The following is a 19,786-nucleotide window of genomic DNA, read 5'->3' on the forward strand; positions in this document are numbered from 1 at the left end:
GGGGCTTCGGATTCAGCTCAACGCTGGCTCAGCGATTGGCGGTCTCGCCAACGGCGGCCGCCTGCTGGCCGCGCAGGTGCGGCAGCGAGTTCCAGTAGCGCTCGCCCTTGGCGGCGTCGTACATGCCTTCCCAACGGGAAACCACCAGCACGGCCAGCGCGTTGCCGATCACGTTCAGCGCGGTACGGGCCATGTCCATGATGCGGTCGACACCGGCGATGAACGCCAGGCCTTCCAGCGGAATGCCGACGCTGCCCAGGGTGGCGAGCAACACCACGAACGATACGCCCGGAACACCGGCGATGCCCTTGGAGGTGACCATCAGGGTCAGTACCAGCAGCAGCTGCTGGCTCCAGGACAGGTCGATGCCGTACAGCTGGGCAATGAACAGCGCTGCAATGCTCTGGTACAGCGTCGAACCGTCGAGGTTGAACGAGTAGCCGGTCGGCACCACGAAGCTGCAGATCGCCTTGGGCGCGCCGTAGGCTTCCATCTTCTCGATCACCCGCGGCAGCACGGTCTCGGAACTCGACGTGGAGTACGCCAGCACCAGCTCGTCTTTCATGATGCGCATGATCTTGATGATCGAGAAGCCGAACAGGCGCGCCACCAGGCCCAGCACCATGAAGGCGAAGAAGGCGATGGCGAAGTACACCAGCAGCACCAGCTTGGCCAATGGCAGCAGCGAGGCGAAGCCGAAGTTGGCCACGGTCACGGCGATCAGGGCGAACACGCCGATCGGCGCGTAGTTCATGATCATGTGGGTGACCTTGAACATGGCTTCCGACACGCCCTGGAAGGTGCGTACCAGCGGCTCGCGAAGATCGGCCTGCAGGCTGGAGAGGCCCAGGCCGAACAGCACCGAGAAGAAGATGATCGGCAGCATCTCGCCACGCATCAGCGCCGCGAAGATGTTCGACGGGATCAGGTTGAGCAGGGTCTCGATGAAGGCATGCTCATGTTGCACCTCGGCCGCGGTGGCCGTGTACTTGGAGATGTCGACGGTCCCCAGGGTGCTCATGTCGATGCCGGCGCCCGGGTGGAACACGTTGGCCAGCCCGAGGCCGACCACGATCGCGATGGTGGTCACGATCTCGAAATAGATGATGGTCTTCAGGCCGATGCTGCCCAGCTTCTTCGCGTCGCCAACCCCGGCGATCCCCACGACCAGCGACGAAATCACGATCGGGATGACAATCATCTTGATCAGGCGAATGAAGATGTCGCCGGCAGGCTGGAGCACGTTGCCGATCCACCATGCCTTTTCCGCACTGAAATGGTTCAGCAGAGCGCCAACCGCGACGCCGAGGACGAGGCCGATGAGGATCTGCCAGGCGAGGCTTAGTTTTGCCTTCTTCATGTCATTACCTTTACTTCAAGTGGACACTGAAACCGGGCTAAAACCATTGTCCTAGAGCCATCCTGGGCAACCTGGAAAGACATGGCGCGGCGCGCGGCGACGGTGTGGAAGATCGTCGCAGGCGAACGCAACCGCGCCGTGGCCTGCGAAAAAGGCCGCAACTATTGCCATGGGAGGAGGGTCAGTCTAATGCCGGAAACGACTACCCCATACCGATTCGGCATAGGAAAGTGACGCTGAAAAGGGTGCGTGGACAGCGGCATCCGGACACGTTCGGTTTCCCGAACATGGCTCAAGCGCCAGAATCCGGCAGATTAGTCCGAATGCATTCGAGGGCATCGCATAGGTGTTCGACAATCCGAATGATTGTCGAAAGGCGGGTGACACAGCATGTCGGAGCGGAAAAAATATCGATATACGGTCGCCCGCAAATGTGCCCTATAGGAATAATCCTACGTAAGGGCAAGAAGATTCACTCCATAAGCGCTCCGGAAGCCAGGCCAGTGAAGCGTCATGTCTGACTCTGCTGACCTGAAGCTTCCGATGCTGCTTTACCTGACCCGGCCCATCAAGGAGGTACTCCCTGTACCCCTAGGCCACTCCGGTCCTGTAGCAACCAGAACAGCCCGACCCCTTGGTCATGCATCGACTCTCTTCAAGTGACGCACTATAGAAACGCGAATACGTGAACGTTCGGCTTCTATACAGTTACAACGCGATGAATTGTGCTCAGTACCAGTTCGGATCGCGCTTGAGCTGTTCACGAAGCAACGCCTGCATGCCTTCATCCGGTTCGCCGAGCCAGCGAGTCTGGGCATGACGCGTTGGTGACTTGTCAGCGGGCAGCCCCTCGGGAACCTCGACCAGCATTCCGTAGGCCTTGTCCTTGTCCCAGCTGAACGCCACGATCAGGCGCTTGTTCAGGCAATTCTGCTCTGTCTCGCACACAGGCCCGACCAGATACTTGTCGCCGTCTTCCTCGACGGCAGACATCTGTTGTTCGGAGCTACCGCTCAGGTTGATCACCCAGTCCGGCAGCCTTTCCTCCTTTTGGACCACGTCCTGCCAGGTATCCCTGTATTCAGGGTCCGCGCTCAACAGTTGATTGACGCGGAGCTGGCCGTCATTGGCCGCCATCGCCGCAGTACCACTGCCCAGGAGCAGGGCAGTGGCCAGGGCTGCGCAAAACGCCCGACTCATCGTCAACCTCGACCGCGACGTCCAAAGAAGAAGGAAGCGACGAACAGGACCAGGAAGACGATGAACAGAATCTTCGCGATACCGGTAGCGGCGCCGGCGATACCACCGAAGCCCAGTACGGCAGCGACAATGGCGATGATCAGGAAAGTAATGGCCCAACTCAGCATGGTGATTCTCCTTACTGTTTTTTGTCCGAAATCATTTCGGACGGCGCTTAGAAAACCCAGCGCTCCTGGGGTACGACAGTGTTCAACGTGGCCGGTGCAGCATTTGTCTCCGGCAGCCGATCGGCGGCTTGCACCAAGGTGCTGGCACGGGTCGACTGGATCTGCGCGAGCAAGGCGGTTTGCGCGGCGACCTGATCGGCCAGCCGGGCAGTCTGCCAGCTGTGGTACAGCTGACCGGCGACCAGCGTCAACATCAGCGCCAGGGTCAGAAACAGGACCTGGCGCAGGGGCAGTGTGGTGATCTGCGAGTTGTTGACGTCTTGGCGGTTCATGCCGGCTTCTCCTGCTGTACTTTTTATAAACCCTGCAAGGAGTATTGCAGCCTGCATGCCAGCTTTTGAAACCGCACAAAATCCTTTAAAATCAACTACTTAGCACGTACTTAGAGTGCTAGGCAGGACGTATCCTGCACGATCCCCCCTGCCAGGTCGTGCGATTTGCATGATCAGCCCTCGACCTTGGTCGCGACCTTGAGCATGTCGGCGTCAACACCACGCACACCGTTGATCTGCCGCGCGACCTCGCTGGCGATGGTTTTCTGCTCGGCGCTGACCACCTCCCCAGACAAGCACACCATGCCCTCCTGGCTCGTGACCTTGATGTTCAGGCCGTCCAGATTGCGGCTGAAGCGCAAGCTGGTCTGGATCTTGTCGATGATCCAGCTATCACTTGGCTGCGGGCCTTTGGGAGCGTCAACCGGGGTTTCGCGAGCCTTGGCCATCGCGGCGGTATCCATGCTGACCAGGTTGTTGACCAGGTAGACCCCGTCCGTGGAGCGGGCCAGGATACCGGCCAGCTCCTTGGCCTCTGCGCTGGCGACCTTGCCACGCAGGGTAACCACGCCTTCGCGGCTTTCCACCTCGATCGGCGCTTCATGGGTGACCCGGCTCCACAGCAGACGGGCACGGATGACCGCACCGAGCGTGGCGTCCTCCAGGCGCTGGGCATAGGCGCGCAGCTCCAGCGGCTGCTCCACCAGTTCCGGGTTGACCCGCAACTGGTTGTCGACCTGCTCGACCCCTTTGGTCGCCAGCGCGACGCGCTCAGCCAGGTCACGCTCCACGGAGTTTTCCACTTCGCCACTCAACCGCGCGGTGTTGTCGCTCACCTGAACCTTGATGGGGTACGCGTTGAGTACGCGGTTCAGCGTCAGGGCCGTCTGCAATGCACCTTCACGCCGCGCATCCTGCACGCCGTCGGCGCTAGCCACCGGCATCATCAGCATCTGGCCGAGCACCACCGCGGCACTCACCGCGGCCAATGGACGTGGAATGGGCATAAGACACCTCCGTAGGGCTAAAACCCAAGATCCTCGCAACCTGCATGCCAAATGACACCGCGCGAGAATTTGGATGTTTTTCAATGAGTTAGCGTAAGGTTGATCAAGCGGCTAGCATGCAATCAAGAAAATCAATCAGAATTGACCATGCAACTTGCCCGATTTTTCCGACACTAACCAAGATCTATCCCAAAGGAGCGTAGGAAATGGAATCAGCCCAGGACAACAAAGGCCGCATTCTATTGGTGGATGACGAGTCCGCCATTCTGCGGACCTTTCGTTATTGCCTGGAGGACGAGGGCTACAGCGTGGCGACCGCCAACAGCGCGGCCCAGGCCGAGACGCTGTTGCAACGCCAGGTCTTCGACCTGTGTTTCCTCGACCTTCGCCTGGGCGAGGACAACGGCCTGGATGTACTGGCGCAGATGCGTATCCAGGCACCCTGGATGCGGGTGGTCATCGTGACCGCTCATTCGGCGATCGACACGGCCGTGGACGCCATCCAGGCCGGCGCCGCCGACTACCTGGTAAAACCGTGCAGCCCCGATCAACTGCGCCTGGCGACGGCCAAGCAGCTGGAAGTTCGACAGCTATCGGCACGCCTCGAGGCCCTTGAAGGCGAGGTGCGCAAGCCCAAGGACGGCCTGGATTCCCACAGCCCGGCCATGATGGCGGTGCTGGAGACCGCGCGGCAGGTCGCCACCACGGATGCCAACATCCTCATTCTCGGCGAGTCGGGCACAGGCAAGGGCGAGCTGGCCCGTGCCATCCACGGCTGGAGCAAGCGTGCGCGCAAGTCCTGCGTGACCATCAACTGCCCGTCACTGACCGCGGAGCTGATGGAGAGCGAACTGTTCGGCCATAGCCGCGGTGCGTTCACCGGCGCCAGCGAAAGCACATTGGGGCGGGTCAACCAGGCCGATGGCGGTACGCTGTTCCTCGACGAGATCGGCGACTTCCCGCTGACCTTGCAGCCCAAGCTGCTGCGCTTCATCCAGGACAAGGAATACGAGCGCGTGGGCGATCCGGTCACGCGCCGGGCCGATGTGCGCATCCTCGCGGCCACCAACCTCAACCTCGAGGACATGGTTCGCGAAGGGCGTTTCCGGGAAGACCTGCTCTATCGCCTGAACGTGATCACCCTGCACCTGCCGCCGCTGCGCGAACGCAGCGAAGACATCCTGACCCTCGCCGAGCGTTTCCTGGCGCGCTTCGTGAAGGAATATTCGCGCCCCGCCCGAGGCTTCAGCGACGAAGCTCGCGCCGCGCTGCTCAACTACCGCTGGCCGGGCAACATTCGCGAACTGCGAAACGTGATCGAGCGAGCCAGTATCATCTGTGCGCAAGACCGGGTAGAAATCGCACACCTGGGCATGGGAGAACAACCTGCTGGCAATGCACCTCGGGTAGGCGCCGCGCTGAGCCTTGATGAGCTCGAGCGGGCGCACATCGGTGCGGTCCTGGCAACCAGCGACACCCTCGACCAAGCCGCCAAGACACTGGGCATCGATGCCTCGACGCTTTATCGCAAACGCAAGCAGTACAACCTGTGAAGTGGGCGATGAAGCTGCGCACGCGGCTTTTCCTCAGCATATCGGCGCTGATCACCGTTGCCTTGCTGGGACTGGTGATCGGCCTGGTCAGCGTGCTGCAGATGGCGTCGTCGCAGCAGACGCTGGTGCGCGATGCCACGCACGTCCTGGAGGTGGGCCTCAAGCTGCGCCAGAACCTCGGCGAGCAGTTGATCCTTATTCTCGACGATACGCCCGACCCGAAAAGCCTTGCGGCCTTGCAGGGCGGATTCCAGCAATTGCTGGACCAGGGACTGGAGCAGGGCGGCGAACGCTCCGGCCTGAGCAAGACCAGCAGCAACTACCAGGCCTTCCTGCAGGCGTACCGCAGCACGCCGGTCCCCGCCAACAGCATGGGGGTGGACGAGCCTTTGGGGGCGTCCTTCAACCAGGTGCGCACCGACCTGATCGAATCGCACAAGCAGGCCCTGGAGCACATCGCCCGCAGCGAGGAGCAAGCGCGCGACCGCGCCTTGCTGATCGGTGGGATGCTCGGCCTGATGGGTCTGGCCGTGCTGATCCTCGGTTTCATCACTGCCCATAGCATTGCCCGGCGCTTCGGTCAGCCCATAGAAGCCCTGGCCCAGGCCGCCGACCAGGTCGGCCAAGGCAACTTCGAGGTGACCTTGCCGGTAACCCAGGCCACCGAGCTGAACCAGCTGACCCGGCGGTTCGGCCTGATGGCCCAGGCGCTGCGCAAGCACCAGGCCACCAACATCGACGAATTGCTGGCCGGCCAGCAGCGCTTGCAGGCAGTGCTCGACAGCATTGACGACGGCCTGCTGATCATCGATCGTCAAGGCCGCCTGGAGCACCTGAACCCGGTGGCCCAGCGCCAGTTGGGCTGGGACGACAGCCGCCTGGGCAGTGGCCTGGGCGATGCCCTGCAGCGCCCGGAGCTGGACGAGCAACTGCGCCAGGTACTGCGCGGTGGCACCCTCGACCGTTTGCCGGAAGACCTGTGCCTGGAGGTCGAAGAGGAATCACGCCTGCTGACCTACAGCCTGACGCCGGTGAGCCACCCTCAAGGCCCGATCCTTGGCGCGGTGATGGTGCTGCACGATGTCACCGAACAGCGCGCCTTCGAACGGGTGCGCAGCGAATTCGTGCTACGCGCCTCCCATGAGCTGCGCACGCCGGTCACCGGCATGCACATGGCGTTCGGCCTGCTCAGCGAGCGGGTGAAGTTCGGCGCCGATAGCCGCGAGCATGACCTGTTCGAGACGATTGGCGAGGAGATGCAACGGCTGACCCAACTGATCAACGACCTGCTGAATTTCTCGCGTTACCAAAGCGGATTGCAGAAGCTTGAGCTGTCGCCTTGCGTGATCGATGAACTGCTTGACCGGGCCCGGCTGCGCTTTGCCGACCAGGCCGCGGACAAACAGATCGAGCTGGTCAACGAGCTGGAGCAGCCCCTGCCACGCATCCAGGCCGACATGGCGCAGCTCGACCGCGTGCTGGACAACCTGCTGCACAATGCCATCCGCCATACCGCCAGCGGCGGGCGCATCCGCCTGCATGCCCGGCGCCACGCCGAGCGTGTCATCATCAGTGTCGAGGACAATGGTGAAGGCATCGCCTATGGCCAGCAGGGACGCATCTTCGAACCGTTCGTCCAGGTCGGGCGCAAGAAGGGCGGGGCGGGGCTGGGCCTGGCGCTGTGCAAGGAGATCGTGCAGCTGCACGGCGGGCGCATGGGTGTGTTCTCCCGTCCTGGTCAAGGCACCCAGTTCTACATGGCGCTGCCGGCGTGACGCGGCTCAGGCCTCGTCGCCAAAGCGCCGGGCGCCCATGCGCCGGCCACGGGTGATCAGCTCGCTGAACTGCCGGGCGCTGAGCGGATGGGCGAATAGCCAGCCCTGGCCGTAGTTGACGCCTTCGCTGTTGAGCAACTCGGCCTGGTCTTCATACTCGATGCCTTCGGCGATCACTCGCAGCTGCAGCGCGTGCGCCATGCGAATGATGTGCGGAGCAACGCCACTGCTGGCCGCATCATGGCCCAGCGCATCGATGAAGGCCTTGTCGATCTTCAGGCAATCCACAGGCAGGGTCTGCAGGTAGGCCAGGCTGCAATAGCCGGTGCCGAAGTCATCGATCAGTACCTGGTGCCCCACCGAGCGCAGCGCCTGCAGGTTGTCACGCGCCACCACGACATCTATCAGCCCACGCTCGGTGACCTCGAAGGCGATCTGGTTGGGGCAGACGTGATGAAGCGCCAGCAACCTGGCGGCCACCACGCCGATGCGTGGCACCATCACATCGCAGGCCGCGAGATTCACCGAGATATACAGATGGCGGTTGCTGCGCAGCAGCTGGCCGAGCTGCTCGAGCACCCGCTGCAGGACAAAATCGGTGATCTGGCGGATCTGCCCGGTGTTCTCGGCCAAGGGAATGAACAGCTCTGGGCTGGTCAGGGTGCCGTCGTGCCGCCGCCAGCGCACCAAGGCTTCGGCACCCACGCAGCGTCGGCTCTCCAGTTCGAAGATCGGTTGGTAGAGCACCTGCAGCTCGCCGCGGCGCAGCGCCCCCTGCAACTCGGCGCTCATCGAGTGGCGCTGGCGGATCAGTTGCAGCACCAGCCAGCCGATGCAGCTGGCCAGCAACAGGCTGCCGGGAAACAGCAGCCAGAGCATGCCATGCATCTTCAAGGGCATGCTGGCCCGCGGCACGATCAGCGCCAGCTGGTAGTCCGGCGAGTTCGTCGGCATGCGGTAGACCAGGCGGTCGGTGGGTTCGAGCAGCGATGTATCAGGCGATAGCCACTGGGCCTGCGGCGGCCAGGGCTGGGCGGGGCCAAGCACGGGGATTGCCCTCCCGCCACGGTCGAGCACCACCAGCAAGCTGCCGCCTGGCGGCAGGTCGACCACATCGGCCAGGTGCCCGCGGGATGTCGAGACCCTGAACTTGCCGCGGCCGAGCATCAGCGCGGCCAGGTTGTCGTCCGGTTCGGTGGTGGTGTTGAGCCAGTAGCTGTACGTCGGCCCCTGGATATCCGGAGGGCGCAAGGAATGGACCAGGTGCTCGCCCACCCGGTTGGAACAGGCGACATTGCCATCAACGTAGGACGCTTCATAAATGAAGCGAGAGCTCAGGCCAACCTGCTGCAGGGCCGAAAGCATGTACGCGTCGCAACCCCGCAAGGGCTGGCCCTGGAGCTGGTCGACGCCTTCTCGCAGTTGCCCGAACACCTGTTCCAGGCGCTGCAGGAAGCGCTCGCCCCGGGCGTTCATCCGCTCGCTTTCGCTTTCGCGCGCCTGGTGCAGGATCACCCCGACGCTTGCGAACAGCAGTAGTCCCGCGCTGGCCAAGGCCGCAAGGGAGGCCAGCAGCCAGGGCCTGTAGAACACATGGCGCAGAGCGGCGAGGGTGGGTGACATCTGCAAGCATCCAGTTGAGTACCATGAGGTATAGCAACTGGGACGCAAAACAGCGTCGCCGTTGGGCGGCGCCTTAACGCTTGCTGTTCAGCACCTGGAGCATGGCGGCGGTCTGGGCATCCGGCACACCGTCGAAACGTTGCGGACGGAAGCGCATCTGGAAGGTTTCCAGGACCTGCCGGGTGGTGACGTCCAGCTCGCCGGTCTGCTCGATGGCGTAGCCGAAGCGGGCGAGCTGCTGCTGGTACCACAGGATGCTCGGCAGGCTGGCCGTGAAGCGCGCCTGCTGCTGCGCGACCGCGCGGGCATCCGGCCAGACCCCAAGGCCGGCATCGGCCAGGCGCTTCCAGGGGAACAGAGGCCCCGGGTCGAGCTTGCGCGCCGGCGCGATGTCGCTGTGCCCGATGATATAGCGCGGGTTGATACCGTTACGCTGGACAATGTCCTTGAGCAAGGCGATCAGCGACTGGACCTGGGCTTCGCTGTAGGGATACCAGACCCGTCCGGTGGGCGTATCGGTGAAGCCCGGGTTGACGATCTCGATGCCGATGGAGCTGGAGTTCAACCAGGTGCGTCCGTCCCACTGGCTGTCGCCGGCGTGCCAGGCGCGCCGGCTTTCGTCCACTAGCTGGTAGACCTTGGCCGGGCCGTCGCCGATCAGGTAGTGACTGCTGACCTCGCCATGGGTGAGCAGCGCCAGCGAGCGATCCAGCGAGGCGTTGGTGTAGTGCAGCACGACAAACTGGATGCGGTTGTCATGGTTGGCGGAGGGGTGGCTACGGTCGATGCGCAGGCCGGTCGAACAGCCGGCGAGGGTGAGCAACAGCAAAGCGGCGACAAGTTTTTTCATTGAGAAGGGCACGTTAGGGTCTGCGCGAAATCGCTACAGTATAACGTGCGCCCTGCTCAACGCGCAGCGCCTGGCACTTTATCGATCAGCGGCGGCTCCAGATACGTGCGCTGACCGTGGAGCGCCAGGGTTACCGAGGTATGCGCACGGTCCGGGCTATTTGTGCTCGACGCGGTTTCGCCCGCGATCCTTGGCCAGGTACAACGCTTCATCCGCCCGCTTGAGCACGCTATCGGCACGCTCGCCCGAGCGGAAGGCGCTGATGCCGATCGACAAGGTGGTCACCACCCGCTCGCCCTTGAAGTGGAAGGGGCATGCCTCGATCGCCGCGCGCAGGGTTTCCACCAGTTGGCTGCCCGTTGCCAGCGGCGTTTGCGGCAGCAGCAGCACAAACTCCTCGCCGCCAAAGCGGGCGATGACGTCACGGCCCCGCAGGTGCTTGCGCAATACATTGGCAACGATCTTGAGCACCTTGTCGCCGGCCAGGTGACCGTACCCGTCGTTGATACGCTTGAAATGATCCAGGTCGAGAATCGCCATCGACAGGTGGCCGCCGTTGGCCTGCCAGGCCTGTACCTGCTGTTCGACCTGCTCGGCCCAGCCAGCCCGGTTGGGCAAGCCGGTCAATGGATCGACCAGCGCTTTCTGGCGTTGCTCCTCAAGGTGCTCGCGATAGCCCATCGCCTCCTGCTCCATGTCCGCCACCCGCTCGGACAAGCCATGCAGCCGTTCGGCCAGGTCCTGCTCGCGCTGGTCGCGCTTTTGCCGGTGATCATCCATGGTCAGCAGCAGGCCTTCGAGCCGGTTGTCCAGCACCTGCCGCAGGCCGGCGAGGTCGGCGGCGCCGTGCACGCTGCTTTGCAGGCCATCGACCTGCTCGCGCAGCTCGCTGTCGAGGTCGCGCGCGGCGTCGGTATTGTCGGCATGACCGGCGCTGGCTTCCTGCAAATTGCTCTGGAACGATTCCAGACGCTCGTTGAGCTGTTGCAGATAGGCCTGGAATTCGTGCTGGCCGCTGTCGCTGATCGCCAGCATCAACACTGCCAGGTCATCGAGCACCGGGATCAGTTCGTACCAGTTCAGCCCATGCACCACGCGCTCGCGCATGGCGAGGGCTTGGGCCTTGTGGTGTTCAGGCAGGCTGAGCTCGTCGAGCAGGCCGACCAGGGTCTGCTCGATATGCGTGGCCACCGAGCTGTAGGAAGGCTCGCGGGCATCGGGAAGGGCGTAGGGGCCGTCTTCGTCGACCACTTCGGCGCGAGCGTGTGGCTCTGGCCCCTGGGGCAGCACGGTCACGGTGGGTTCGGGCGGCTCGGCGGGCAGCTCGGGAGATGGCTCTGGCAGTTCGAGGGGTGACCGTGCGACATCCTCGGCCTGCGCCTGAGGTTGCGCGAATGGCCCTGGCCCATCGGCATCGTCCGCGGGTTCCTGATCCGGGACAGGTGGCGGCGTCTCAGGCTCACCTTCACTCGTCACCGGTGGCGGTGCTGTTTCGACCGGTGCGGCCGCCGTTTCGGGGGCTGCTTGCGCCTCGCCCTCGCGTCCACCGAACAGCCGTTGCAGCAAGCCGGGCCGCGCGGCGTGTTCCGGGGGCTCCAGCGCCGAGAGGGCACGCCCCTGCAAGCCACTGAGCTCGCTGAGCAACAAGGGCATTTCACGGGACTGGGTAACGCGGCTTTCGAGCTGTTTGGCGAACTTCTTGAGGGGGCGGCGGACCTCGCCGGGCAGCGGCAGCGTTTGCAACTGAGCGACCAGCGCCGTCAAGGCCGTGCTGACCTGCCCGGTCCGGACTTCGCGACGCTGCTCGGAGTCGAGCACGGCCTTCTCCAGCCTTGGGATCAGCCCGGACAAGGCAGCGTCCATGTTGTCGCTGCGAATGACGTCGCGCATCTCTTTCATGCACTCGTCCACCGCCCGGTCACTGCCCTCGGCCGCCAGGGTGCTGCGCACCAGGCCACGGCGCAGCAAGTCGAGGCGGGCCGCCCAGCGGCGCTCCTGCTTTTCCTGTTGTTCGAGGCTCTTTAGGTATTTTTCTTTCCAGCGCTCGGCTTCTTCGGTCATGCCTTGAGTCCGCAAGGGGTTATGGCAATTAGCTCAAAACCGGCAGCGTATCCACAGTCAGGGCATCAGGCAAACGAATCTCGACGGCGACCGGAAGATGGTCGGAAATCGGTTGGGCGAGCACCTCGAAACGCTCGAGCGTGAGGCTGGGGCTCAACAGGATATGGTCCAGGCAGCGCTGGGGGCGCCAGCTGGGAAAAGTCGCCTGGACTTGCGGGGCAATCAGCCCCAGGTCACGCAGCGGGGAGTGCTGCAGCAGGTCGTTGGCGTGGGTATTCATGTCACCCATCAGCACCTGGTGGCGGTAGCCACCGATCAGCTCGCGGATGTAGGCCAACTGCCGGGCGCGGGTCTTGGAACCCAGGGCCAGGTGCATCATCACCACGATGAGCGCGTCCTTGCCCTCGCCGAACCGCACCAAAATCGCCCCGCGCCCGGCGGGGCCTGGCAGGGGGTGATCCTCGAGCAGCTGCGGCTTGAGACGGCTGAGCACGCCATTGCTGTGCTGGGCGAAGCGTCCAAGGTTGCGGTTGAGCTGCTGGTACCAGTAGGGGAAGGACCCCAGGTGGGCCAGGTGCTCGACCTGGTTGACGTAACCCGAACGCATGCTGCCGCCATCGGCTTCCTGCAGGGCCACCAGGTCGAAGTTGCCCAGCAGTTCGCCGATCTTCTGCAGGTTGCCGGCGCGGCCGATGTGCGGCAGCAGGTGCTGCCAGCTGCGGGTCAGGTAGTGCCGGTAACGCTCGGTGCTGATGCCGACCTGGATATTGAAGCTGAGCAGCCGCAAGCGCCCGTCCTCGGGCAACCCCGAGGCCTTGAGGTGAGCTTCGTTGACCTTCGGCTCATGAAGGCCAACGATGCGCGGGGCTGTCCAGCGTCGCATGCAGGCGCCGCCTACTTGGCGGCGCGCTCCTTGGCGATCAGCTGGTCGGCGACGTCGAGCACGCCTTCAGGCCCACCCGCGGTGCCCAGGTCGAAGCGGTACTTGCCGTTGACGACCATGCTTGGCACGCCGGTGATCTCGTACTTCTTCGCAAGCTCCTTGGCTTTCTGCACCTGGCCCTTGATGGCGAAGGAGTTGAAGGTCGCCAGGAACTTGTCCTTGTCGACACCCTGGGTGGCGAGGAACTCGGCCATTTCTTCAGGCTTGACCAGTTGCTTGCGCTGCTTCTGGATGGCATCGAACACCGCCGCATGCACGCTGTGCTCCACACCCATGGCTTCGAGGGTCAGGAACATCTGGCCGTGTGCGTCCCACGGGCCGCCGAACATGGCCGGAATGCGCTTGAAATTGACGTCGGCAGGGAGCTTCTCTGCCCAGGGGTTGATGGTGGGTTCGAAGTGATAGCAGTGGGGGCAGCCATACCAGAACAGCTCCACCACCTCGATCTTGCCCGGCTGGGAGACCGCCACGGGGGTGCTCAGCTCGATGTATTGCTCACCCGCCTTGGCCGGCTCGGCGGCCTGGACAGCGGCCATGCCGAAGGCGCTGGCGGCGACCAGCGCAGCGCCGAGAATCAGTTTACGCATGCTTTACTCCTGAGCATTCAAAGGTCGCCTCTACCGCGACCTGTATTGAGACAGGTCATGGAGGGCTCAAGTTCTTTAGTGTAACGGCAGTGAACATGAAAAAGGGCGGCTCGCGCCACCCTTTCATGTTTGCCCCGGCAGTATTAACACAGGGTTAACCCCGCTCAGTGAAGCCCTTGGATGTAGCTGGCCAGAGCTTCGATGTCCTTGTTGCCGAGCTTGGCGGCAATCGAGCGCATGGTCATGGCATCGCCGTCGTTGGTGCGGTTGCCCTCGCGAAAATCGGTCAGTTGCTTGGCCACGTACTGCGCATGCTGGCCGCTCAGGTGCGGGAACCCGGCCAGGGCCAGGCCCGCGCCGTTGGGTGAGTGGCAGCCGGTGCAGGCCGGCACGCCCTTGACCAGGTCACCCCCGTTGAACAAGGCACGCCCGCGCTCGACCAGCTGCGGGTCGGCCGCGCCCACGCTGCCTTTCTGGGCGGCGTAGTACGCGGCAATGTCTGCCAGGTCCTGCTCGGTGAAGGGAGCGAGCATGCCAGTCATCTCGAGCACGACGCGCTTGCCCGACTTGATGTCATGCAACTGCTTTTCGAGGTAGCGCTGGCCCTGGCCGGCCAGCTTGGGAAAATTGGGTACCAGGCTGTTGCCATCCGGGTTGTGGCAGGCGCCGCATACCGCGGTCTTGGCCTGGCCGGCCGCGGCATCGCCCTGGATGACGGACGCAGCATTGGCCGCACCTGCGACCCCCAAGGTCAAGAGCAGACTCACGATTGTCTTGTTCATCAGCTAATCCAACACGGCTAAGGGTGAAATGTTATGTGCCGGGACTGCCGCTCATCCACTCGATGATTGCGCGGTAGTCGTCGGTACTACAGTCCATGCACAATCCACGCGGCGGCATAGCCTTGAAACCCTGGGTAACATGTGCCACCAGTCTCTCCATACCCTGCGCGAGCCTCGGCTCCCAGGCCGCCCGGTCACCCACCCTGGGCGCCTGCGGCAACTGCCCTGCGTGACAAGCCGCGCACGTGCGGTTGTACAACGCCACGGGATCCTGTGTAGCCTGCGCGCTGAAAAACGGTATCAAGACACCGACGACCATCAGCCATCTGGTCATTTGCAATGACCTTCAGGGTTGGGGACCGAGCTGCGTTCTGCTGCGCGAGCTTGAAACCGGCACCCTGTGCGCATCGTCCTACGCTGGGATAATGCGCACACAAAAACTAAGGCATTATATACTTCCGTGGTCCATACGGAAACGACACTGCTTGCCGGGCAAGGCCTTGGCAACACCCACATCGGATATCGCATGCAAGTCAAAAACCCCATCCTCGGCCTCTGCCAGAAAGCCACTTTCGCCATCAGCGCGGCCAAGGTCGACCAATGTCCGGACGACCAGGGTTACGAGGTGGCTTTCGCTGGCCGTTCGAACGCTGGCAAGTCCAGCGCCCTCAACACCCTGACCCACGCAAGCCTGGCACGGACCTCGAAAACCCCGGGGCGCACCCAGCTGTTGAATTTCTTCAGTCTGGACGATGAACGGCGTTTGGTCGACTTGCCGGGCTACGGTTACGCAAAAGTGCCGATCCCGCTCAAGCAGCACTGGCAGCGCCACCTCGAGGCCTACCTGGGCAGCCGCGAATGCCTGAAGGGCCTGATCCTGATGATGGACGTGCGCCACCCGATGACCGACTTCGACAAGATGATGCTCGACTGGTCGCTGGCCAGCGGCATGCCGATGCACATCCTGCTCACCAAGGCCGACAAGCTGACCTTTGGCGCCGCGAAGAACACCTTGCTCAAGGTGCAGAGCGAGATCCGCAAGGGGTGGGGCGAAAGCGTGACCATCCAGCTGTTCTCGGCGCCCAAGCGCCAGGGGCTGGAAGAGGCGTACGGGGTGCTGGCGGGCTGGATGGAGCTGGAGGACAAGCCGGAGGCGTGAGGCTTTGGGGAGCCTTTCTGGATCGGGAGCGGCCGCTGCGCGGCCGATCGCGGGCGGTCCGGCGCCCCGGCGAGCCCGCTCCCACAGGGGTTCGAGCTGCACCGGGGAAGCTTCCACAGGTCAAATCGCGGGCAAAAAAAACCCCGGACTTCGTATGGGGAGGGGGAAGTTCGGGGTCCAAGTTCGGACCGCTAGGGCGGGGTCCGAATATCTGCCAACACTTAACACAACATAGGAGCATCGAAAGGCTTCACCAGCCAATCGAGTACTCAGAGTCACAATGCGTCGCGAAAGTTCCAGCGAAGTGCAAACTATTTGCGATGGATCAATGCGCCTCGTCCCAGTTCGCGCCCACGCCCACTTCCACCAGCAGCGGCACGTCAAGTTGCGCGGCATTGCTCATGTGCGGGCGGATCCCGGCCTTGACCTGCTCCACCAGGTCCTCGCGAACCTCCAGCACCAGTTCGTCGTGTACCTGCAGGATCACCCGCGCATCCAGCCCTGACTCGCACAGCCACGTATCCACCGCCACCATGGCACGCTTGATGATATCGGCCGCCGTGCCTTGCATCGGCGCGTTGATCGCCGTGCGTTCGGCGCCCTTGCGCAGGGCCTGGTTCTTGGCGTTGATGTCGGGCAGGTACAGGCGCCGGCCGAACAGCGTCTCGACGAAGCCTTGCTCCGCGGCCTGGGCGCGGGTGCGCTCCATGTAGGCGAGCACGCCGGGATAGCGGGCAAAGTAGCGGTCGATGTAATCCTGGGACTGCTTGCGGTCGACGCCGATCTGCTTGGCGAGGCCAAACGCGCTCATGCCGTAGATCAGGCCGAAGTTGATTGCCTTGGCGCTACGGCGCTGATCGTTGGTGACCGCTTCGAGCGCTACGCCGAACACTTCGGCGGCGGTGGCCCGGTGCACGTCCAGATCGTTGCGGAAGGCATGCAGCAAGCCTTCATCCTTGGCCAGGTGGGCCATGATGCGCAGCTCGATCTGCGAGTAGTCCGCGGCCAGCAGGCGGTAGCCCGGGCTTGCGACGAACGCCTGGCGGATACGCCGCCCTTCGGCGGTACGGATCGGGATGTTCTGCAGGTTCGGGTCGCTGGACGACAGGCGCCCCGTGGCAGCCACGGCCTGCTGGTAGGAGGTGTGGATGCGCCCGGTGCGCGGGTTGATCTGCTCGGGCAGGCGATCAGTGTAGGTGCTCTTGAGCTTGCTCAGCGAGCGATACTGCATCAGCACCCGCGGCAGCGGGTAGTCCTGCTCGGCCAGCTCCGCCAGCACGGCCTCGGCGGTGGAGGCCTGGCCCTTGGCGGTCTTGCTCAGCACAGGCATGCCAAGCTTGTCGTAAAGGATCACGCCCAGCTGCTTGGGCGAGCCGAGGTTGAATTCTTCACCAGCGATCTCGAATGCTTCGCGCTCGAGCTGGGCCATCTTCACACCCAGTTCCTGGCTCTGGATGCCCAGCAGCGCGGCATCGACCAGCGCGCCCTGGCGCTCGATCTTCGCCAGCACCGGCACCAGCGGCATCTCGATGTCCGCCAGCACCGGCCGCACGCTCGGGGTCTTCTCCAGGCGTGCCTGCAAGGCCTGGTGCAGGCGCAAGGTGATATCGGCGTCTTCGGCGGCGTACGGCCCCGCCAGTTCCAGCGGGATCTGGTTGAAGGTCAGCTGCTTGGCACCCTTGCCGGCCACGTCCTGGAAGGCAATGGTGGTGTGGCCCAGGTACTTGAGCGCCAGGCTGTCCATGTCATGGCGGGTGGCCGTGGAGTCCAGCACGTACGACTCGAGCATGGTGTCGTACGCCACGCCACGCATGTGGATGCCCTGGGACGGGTCACCGCCAAGGGCGCAATTGGCAAGTATATTGATGTCGTACTTGGCGTTCTGGCCGACCTTTGCCTTGGCCGGGTCTTCGAGCAAGGGCTTGAGCGCCAGCAGCACGCTGTCGCGGTCCAGCTGCCCGGGGGCATCGGCGTAGTCATGGGTCAGTGGCACGTAGGCCGCTTCATGGGCCTGGACCGCAAACGACAGGCCGACCAGCTGGGCACGCTGAGCGTCCAGCCCGGTGGTCTCGGTGTCGAAGGCGAACAGCGGGGCCTGGCGCAGTTTTTCGAGCCAGGCGTCGAAGCGGGCCTGGTCGAGAATGGTCTCGTACTTCGCTTCGACGGCTTGCGCTGGCGCAACCTCCTCGGCGACCTCGGGCACCGGTTCACCGGAGCGCGCGGCGTCGCGCTGCACCTCGGCGATCCAGCTGCGGAACTCCATCTCGGTGTACAGCGCCAGCAGCGCCTCGCGATCGGGCTCGCCGCAGACCAGCGCCTCGACCTCGACCTCCAGCGGCACATCGATCTTGATGGTTGCCAGCTGATAGGACATGAACGCCGCGTCGCGGTGTTCCTCAAGCTTCACCGCCAGGGACTTGGCACCCCGCACGCTCAGGCCCGCGACCTTGTCGAGGTTGTCATACACCTCACGCAGGCCACCGCCGATGCCGGTCAGCAGGCCCACGGCGGTTTTCTCGCCCACCCCAGGCACGCCCGGAATGTTGTCGACCTTGTCGCCCATCAGCGCCAGGAAGTCGATGATGTGCTCGGGGCCGACGCCGAACTTCTCGTGCACGCCGGCCACGTCCAGCACACTGCCGGTCATGGTGTTGACCAGGGTGATATGGCCATCGACCAGCTGCGCCATGTCCTTGTCGCCGGTGGAGATGACCACCGGCCGGCCCGCCGCGGCGCTGCTGCGGGCCAGCGTGCCGATCACATCGTCGGCCTCCACGCCTTCCACGCACAGCAGCGGATAGCCCAACGCTCGCACGCTGGCGTGCAACGGCTCGATCTGCACACGCAGGTCATCGGGCATGCTCGGGCGATTGGCCTTGTATTCGGCGAACATGGCATCGCGGAACGTACCGCCCTTGGCGTCGAAGACCACCGCGAACAACCCGTCCGGGTACTGCTTGCGCAGGCTCTTGAGCATGTTCAGCACGCCTTTGACCGCGCCCGTCGGCATGCCCTTGGAGGTGGTCAGCGGGGGCAGCGCGTGAAACGCGCGGTACAGGTAGGAGGAGCCGTCCACAAGGACGAGGGGCGCTAGGCTCATGAGCAGAATCAACCTTTTCGACGGGTCCGGCGCTAGAATATCCGGAAAACTGGACGACAAAGGGACAAGGTTATCATGCGGACACTCAATCGCCTGTTACTGCTCAGCCTGTTGGCAACCACGCCTGTCGTCTCCCTGGCGGCGGACGACGCCCCCTCGGCCGATCCCGAGGTGACCATTCGCACGGAAGGCGACAAAACCATCCAGGAGTACCGCCAGAACGGCTTCCTGTATGCGATCAAGGTGACGCCGAAGACTGGCAAGCCTTATTTCCTGGTACGCGCCGACGGCTCGGAAGGCAACTTCGTACGATCCGACCAGCCGGACATGCTGATCCCATCGTGGAAGATCTTCGAGTGGTAAGGTAGCGCGGTACCCTTCACATCAACCTGGCACTTCCAGGCGGAAGTGCCCGTATGGGCATTTTTTGATCATGTCAGTCTTCACCCCCGTGACCCGGCCGGAGCTGGAAACCTTTCTGGCGCCCTATGGCCTGGGCCGCCTGCTCGATTTCCAGGGCATTGCAGCAGGTACAGAGAACAGCAATTTCTTCATCAGCCTGGAACAAGGGGAATTTGTCCTGACGCTGGTCGAACGTGGCCCGGTCGAGGACATGCCGTTCTTCATCGAACTGCTCGACGTCCTCCACGAAGCCGACATGCCGGTGCCCTATGCCCTGCGCGACCGCGACGGCAACGCCCTGCGCGAACTGGCGGGCAAGCCGGCGCTGCTGCAGCCGCGGCTTTCGGGCAAGCACATCAAGGCGCCGAACAACCAGCACTGCGCCCAGGTGGGCGAGCTGCTCGCGCATATCCACCTGGCCACCCGCGACCGGATGATCACCCGCAGGACCGATCGCGGCCTGGACTGGATGCTGGACACCGGCGCCGACCTGCTGCCGCGCCTGACCCCCGAACAGGGCCGTTTGCTGCAGGCCAGCCTGGACGAGATCAATGCCCACAAGGCACAGATCCTGGCCCTGCCCAAGGCCAACCTGCACGCCGACCTGTTCCGCGACAACGTGATGTTCGACGGCGAGCGCCTGACCGGCTTCTTCGACTTCTACTTCGCCGGCTGCGATAGCTGGCTGTTCGACGTCGCAGTGACCGTCAACGACTGGTGCATCGACCTGGCTACCGGCGCGCTCGACGAAGCGCGCGTGCGCGCCATGCTGGACGCCTACCACGCCGTGCGGCCCTTCACCGCCGCCGAACACTCGCTGTGGCCTGCCCTGCTGCGCGCCGGCGCGTTGCGCTTCTGGCTCTCGCGCCTGTACGATTTACATTT

General features: G+C 63.7%; 18 protein-coding genes. 5 read left to right on the forward strand and 13 right to left on the reverse strand.

Features of this window, described 5'->3' with window-relative positions; genetic code table 11:
• Nucleotides 1-28 precede the first annotated feature (28 nt).
• The 5 genes from gltP to VJS90_RS20380 form a co-directional block, all read right to left on the reverse strand.
• Nucleotides 29-1,360, reverse strand: a complete 1,332-nt coding sequence (gene gltP / locus VJS90_RS20360) for a glutamate/aspartate:proton symporter GltP (protein WP_324123433.1) — start codon at nucleotides 1,358-1,360, stop codon at nucleotides 29-31.
• A gap of 729 nt (nucleotides 1,361-2,089) precedes the next feature.
• On the reverse strand, nucleotides 2,090-2,560 hold the full coding sequence (locus VJS90_RS20365; RefSeq protein WP_324123434.1) for an inhibitor of vertebrate lysozyme family protein: 471 nt from the start codon (nucleotides 2,558-2,560) through the stop codon (nucleotides 2,090-2,092).
• Nucleotides 2,561-2,562: 2 nt separating this feature from the next.
• The gene (locus VJS90_RS20370; protein ID WP_009401691.1) at nucleotides 2,563-2,727 is read right to left on the reverse strand and encodes a DUF1328 domain-containing protein; all 165 of its coding nucleotides are present in this window, start codon (nucleotides 2,725-2,727) and stop codon (nucleotides 2,563-2,565) included.
• A 47-nt stretch (nucleotides 2,728-2,774) separates the two neighbouring features.
• Nucleotides 2,775-3,059 (reverse strand): hypothetical protein, encoded by a 285-nt coding sequence (locus VJS90_RS20375; RefSeq protein ID WP_324123435.1) that lies wholly within the window; start codon nucleotides 3,057-3,059, stop codon nucleotides 2,775-2,777.
• A 173-nt stretch (nucleotides 3,060-3,232) separates the two neighbouring features.
• On the reverse strand, nucleotides 3,233-4,006 hold the full coding sequence (locus VJS90_RS20380) for a BON domain-containing protein (protein ID WP_414704961.1): 774 nt from the start codon (nucleotides 4,004-4,006) through the stop codon (nucleotides 3,233-3,235).
• Between the two features lie 266 nt (nucleotides 4,007-4,272).
• Here VJS90_RS20380 and algB point away from each other — a divergent pair, with 266 nt between their 5' ends.
• Both algB and VJS90_RS20390 read left to right on the forward strand, forming a co-directional pair.
• Nucleotides 4,273-5,619, forward strand: a complete 1,347-nt coding sequence (gene algB, locus VJS90_RS20385; RefSeq protein ID WP_324123436.1) for a sigma-54-dependent response regulator transcription factor AlgB — start codon at nucleotides 4,273-4,275, stop codon at nucleotides 5,617-5,619.
• Nucleotides 5,620-5,627: 8 nt separating this feature from the next.
• On the forward strand, nucleotides 5,628-7,394 hold the full coding sequence (locus VJS90_RS20390) for a KinB sensor domain-containing domain (RefSeq protein ID WP_324123437.1): 1,767 nt from the start codon (nucleotides 5,628-5,630) through the stop codon (nucleotides 7,392-7,394).
• Nucleotides 7,395-7,400: 6 nt separating this feature from the next.
• Here VJS90_RS20390 and VJS90_RS20395 read toward each other — a convergent pair whose 3' ends face one another.
• From VJS90_RS20395 to VJS90_RS20425, 7 genes are all read right to left on the reverse strand, one after another.
• Nucleotides 7,401-9,017, reverse strand: coding sequence for an EAL domain-containing protein (locus VJS90_RS20395; protein WP_324123438.1), 1,617 nt, complete (start codon nucleotides 9,015-9,017; stop codon nucleotides 7,401-7,403).
• A 73-nt stretch (nucleotides 9,018-9,090) separates the two neighbouring features.
• Nucleotides 9,091-9,867 carry an N-acetylmuramoyl-L-alanine amidase gene (locus VJS90_RS20400; RefSeq protein WP_414704960.1) on the reverse strand — a complete coding sequence of 259 codons (777 nt, stop codon included), beginning with the start codon at nucleotides 9,865-9,867 and terminating at the stop codon, nucleotides 9,091-9,093.
• Between the two features lie 156 nt (nucleotides 9,868-10,023).
• Nucleotides 10,024-11,928 (reverse strand): GGDEF domain-containing protein, encoded by a 1,905-nt coding sequence (locus VJS90_RS20405; RefSeq protein WP_324123440.1) that lies wholly within the window; start codon nucleotides 11,926-11,928, stop codon nucleotides 10,024-10,026.
• A 28-nt stretch (nucleotides 11,929-11,956) separates the two neighbouring features.
• Entirely contained in the window at nucleotides 11,957-12,811 is an 855-nt protein-coding gene (locus VJS90_RS20410) for an endonuclease/exonuclease/phosphatase family protein (protein ID WP_324123441.1), read from the reverse strand.
• A gap of 11 nt (nucleotides 12,812-12,822) precedes the next feature.
• On the reverse strand, nucleotides 12,823-13,458 hold the full coding sequence (dsbA, locus tag VJS90_RS20415) for a thiol:disulfide interchange protein DsbA (RefSeq protein WP_324123442.1): 636 nt from the start codon (nucleotides 13,456-13,458) through the stop codon (nucleotides 12,823-12,825).
• Nucleotides 13,459-13,622: 164 nt separating this feature from the next.
• On the reverse strand, nucleotides 13,623-14,240 hold the full coding sequence (locus VJS90_RS20420; RefSeq protein ID WP_324123443.1) for a c-type cytochrome: 618 nt from the start codon (nucleotides 14,238-14,240) through the stop codon (nucleotides 13,623-13,625).
• A gap of 31 nt (nucleotides 14,241-14,271) precedes the next feature.
• Nucleotides 14,272-14,574, reverse strand: coding sequence for a c-type cytochrome (locus tag VJS90_RS20425; RefSeq protein WP_324123444.1), 303 nt, complete (start codon nucleotides 14,572-14,574; stop codon nucleotides 14,272-14,274).
• Nucleotides 14,575-14,766: 192 nt separating this feature from the next.
• Between VJS90_RS20425 and yihA the strand changes: the two genes are divergently transcribed.
• Nucleotides 14,767-15,399 carry a ribosome biogenesis GTP-binding protein YihA/YsxC gene (yihA, locus tag VJS90_RS20430; protein WP_324123445.1) on the forward strand — a complete coding sequence of 211 codons (633 nt, stop codon included), beginning with the start codon at nucleotides 14,767-14,769 and terminating at the stop codon, nucleotides 15,397-15,399.
• Between the two features lie 325 nt (nucleotides 15,400-15,724).
• Here the strand turns inward: yihA and polA are convergent, their stop codons facing one another.
• Entirely contained in the window at nucleotides 15,725-18,499 is a 2,775-nt protein-coding gene (gene polA / locus VJS90_RS20435) for a DNA polymerase I (RefSeq protein ID WP_324123446.1), read from the reverse strand.
• 75 nt (nucleotides 18,500-18,574) lie between these two features.
• On the opposite strand from polA, the gene VJS90_RS20440 reads away from it, so the two are divergent.
• Both VJS90_RS20440 and VJS90_RS20445 read left to right on the forward strand, forming a co-directional pair.
• Nucleotides 18,575-18,862: a DUF2782 domain-containing protein gene (locus VJS90_RS20440; protein WP_324123447.1), complete on the forward strand. Its 288-nt coding sequence runs from the start codon at nucleotides 18,575-18,577 to the stop codon at nucleotides 18,860-18,862.
• A gap of 70 nt (nucleotides 18,863-18,932) precedes the next feature.
• Nucleotides 18,933-19,786, forward strand: an 854-nt coding sequence (locus tag VJS90_RS20445; protein WP_324123448.1) for a homoserine kinase, incomplete at its 3' end; no start/stop codon positions are given.

Source organism: Pseudomonas sp., from assembly GCF_035277045.1.
Taxonomy (GTDB): Bacteria; Pseudomonadota; Gammaproteobacteria; order Pseudomonadales; family Pseudomonadaceae; genus Aquipseudomonas.

Coding starts and splice junctions, on each gene's coding strand:
- gltP (WP_324123433.1), bottom strand. CDS start 1,360: ATGAAGAAGGCAAAACTAAGCCTCGCCTGGCAGATCCTCATCGGCCTC.
- VJS90_RS20365 (WP_324123434.1), bottom strand. CDS start 2,560: ATGAGTCGGGCGTTTTGCGCAGCCCTGGCCACTGCCCTGCTCCTGGGC.
- VJS90_RS20370 (WP_009401691.1), bottom strand. CDS start 2,727: ATGCTGAGTTGGGCCATTACTTTCCTGATCATCGCCATTGTCGCTGCC.
- VJS90_RS20375 (WP_324123435.1), bottom strand. CDS start 3,059: ATGAACCGCCAAGACGTCAACAACTCGCAGATCACCACACTGCCCCTG.
- VJS90_RS20380 (WP_414704961.1), bottom strand. CDS start 4,006: ATGATGCCGGTGGCTAGCGCCGACGGCGTGCAGGATGCGCGGCGTGAA.
- algB (WP_324123436.1), top strand. CDS start 4,273: ATGGAATCAGCCCAGGACAACAAAGGCCGCATTCTATTGGTGGATGAC.
- VJS90_RS20390 (WP_324123437.1), top strand. CDS start 5,628: ATGAAGCTGCGCACGCGGCTTTTCCTCAGCATATCGGCGCTGATCACC.
- VJS90_RS20395 (WP_324123438.1), bottom strand. CDS start 9,017: ATGTCACCCACCCTCGCCGCTCTGCGCCATGTGTTCTACAGGCCCTGG.
- VJS90_RS20400 (WP_414704960.1), bottom strand. CDS start 9,867: ATGAAAAAACTTGTCGCCGCTTTGCTGTTGCTCACCCTCGCCGGCTGT.
- VJS90_RS20405 (WP_324123440.1), bottom strand. CDS start 11,928: ATGACCGAAGAAGCCGAGCGCTGGAAAGAAAAATACCTAAAGAGCCTC.
- VJS90_RS20410 (WP_324123441.1), bottom strand. CDS start 12,811: ATGCGACGCTGGACAGCCCCGCGCATCGTTGGCCTTCATGAGCCGAAG.
- dsbA (WP_324123442.1), bottom strand. CDS start 13,458: ATGCGTAAACTGATTCTCGGCGCTGCGCTGGTCGCCGCCAGCGCCTTC.
- VJS90_RS20420 (WP_324123443.1), bottom strand. CDS start 14,240: ATGAACAAGACAATCGTGAGTCTGCTCTTGACCTTGGGGGTCGCAGGT.
- VJS90_RS20425 (WP_324123444.1), bottom strand. CDS start 14,574: ATGACCAGATGGCTGATGGTCGTCGGTGTCTTGATACCGTTTTTCAGC.
- yihA (WP_324123445.1), top strand. CDS start 14,767: ATGCAAGTCAAAAACCCCATCCTCGGCCTCTGCCAGAAAGCCACTTTC.
- polA (WP_324123446.1), bottom strand. CDS start 18,499: ATGAGCCTAGCGCCCCTCGTCCTTGTGGACGGCTCCTCCTACCTGTAC.
- VJS90_RS20440 (WP_324123447.1), top strand. CDS start 18,575: ATGCGGACACTCAATCGCCTGTTACTGCTCAGCCTGTTGGCAACCACG.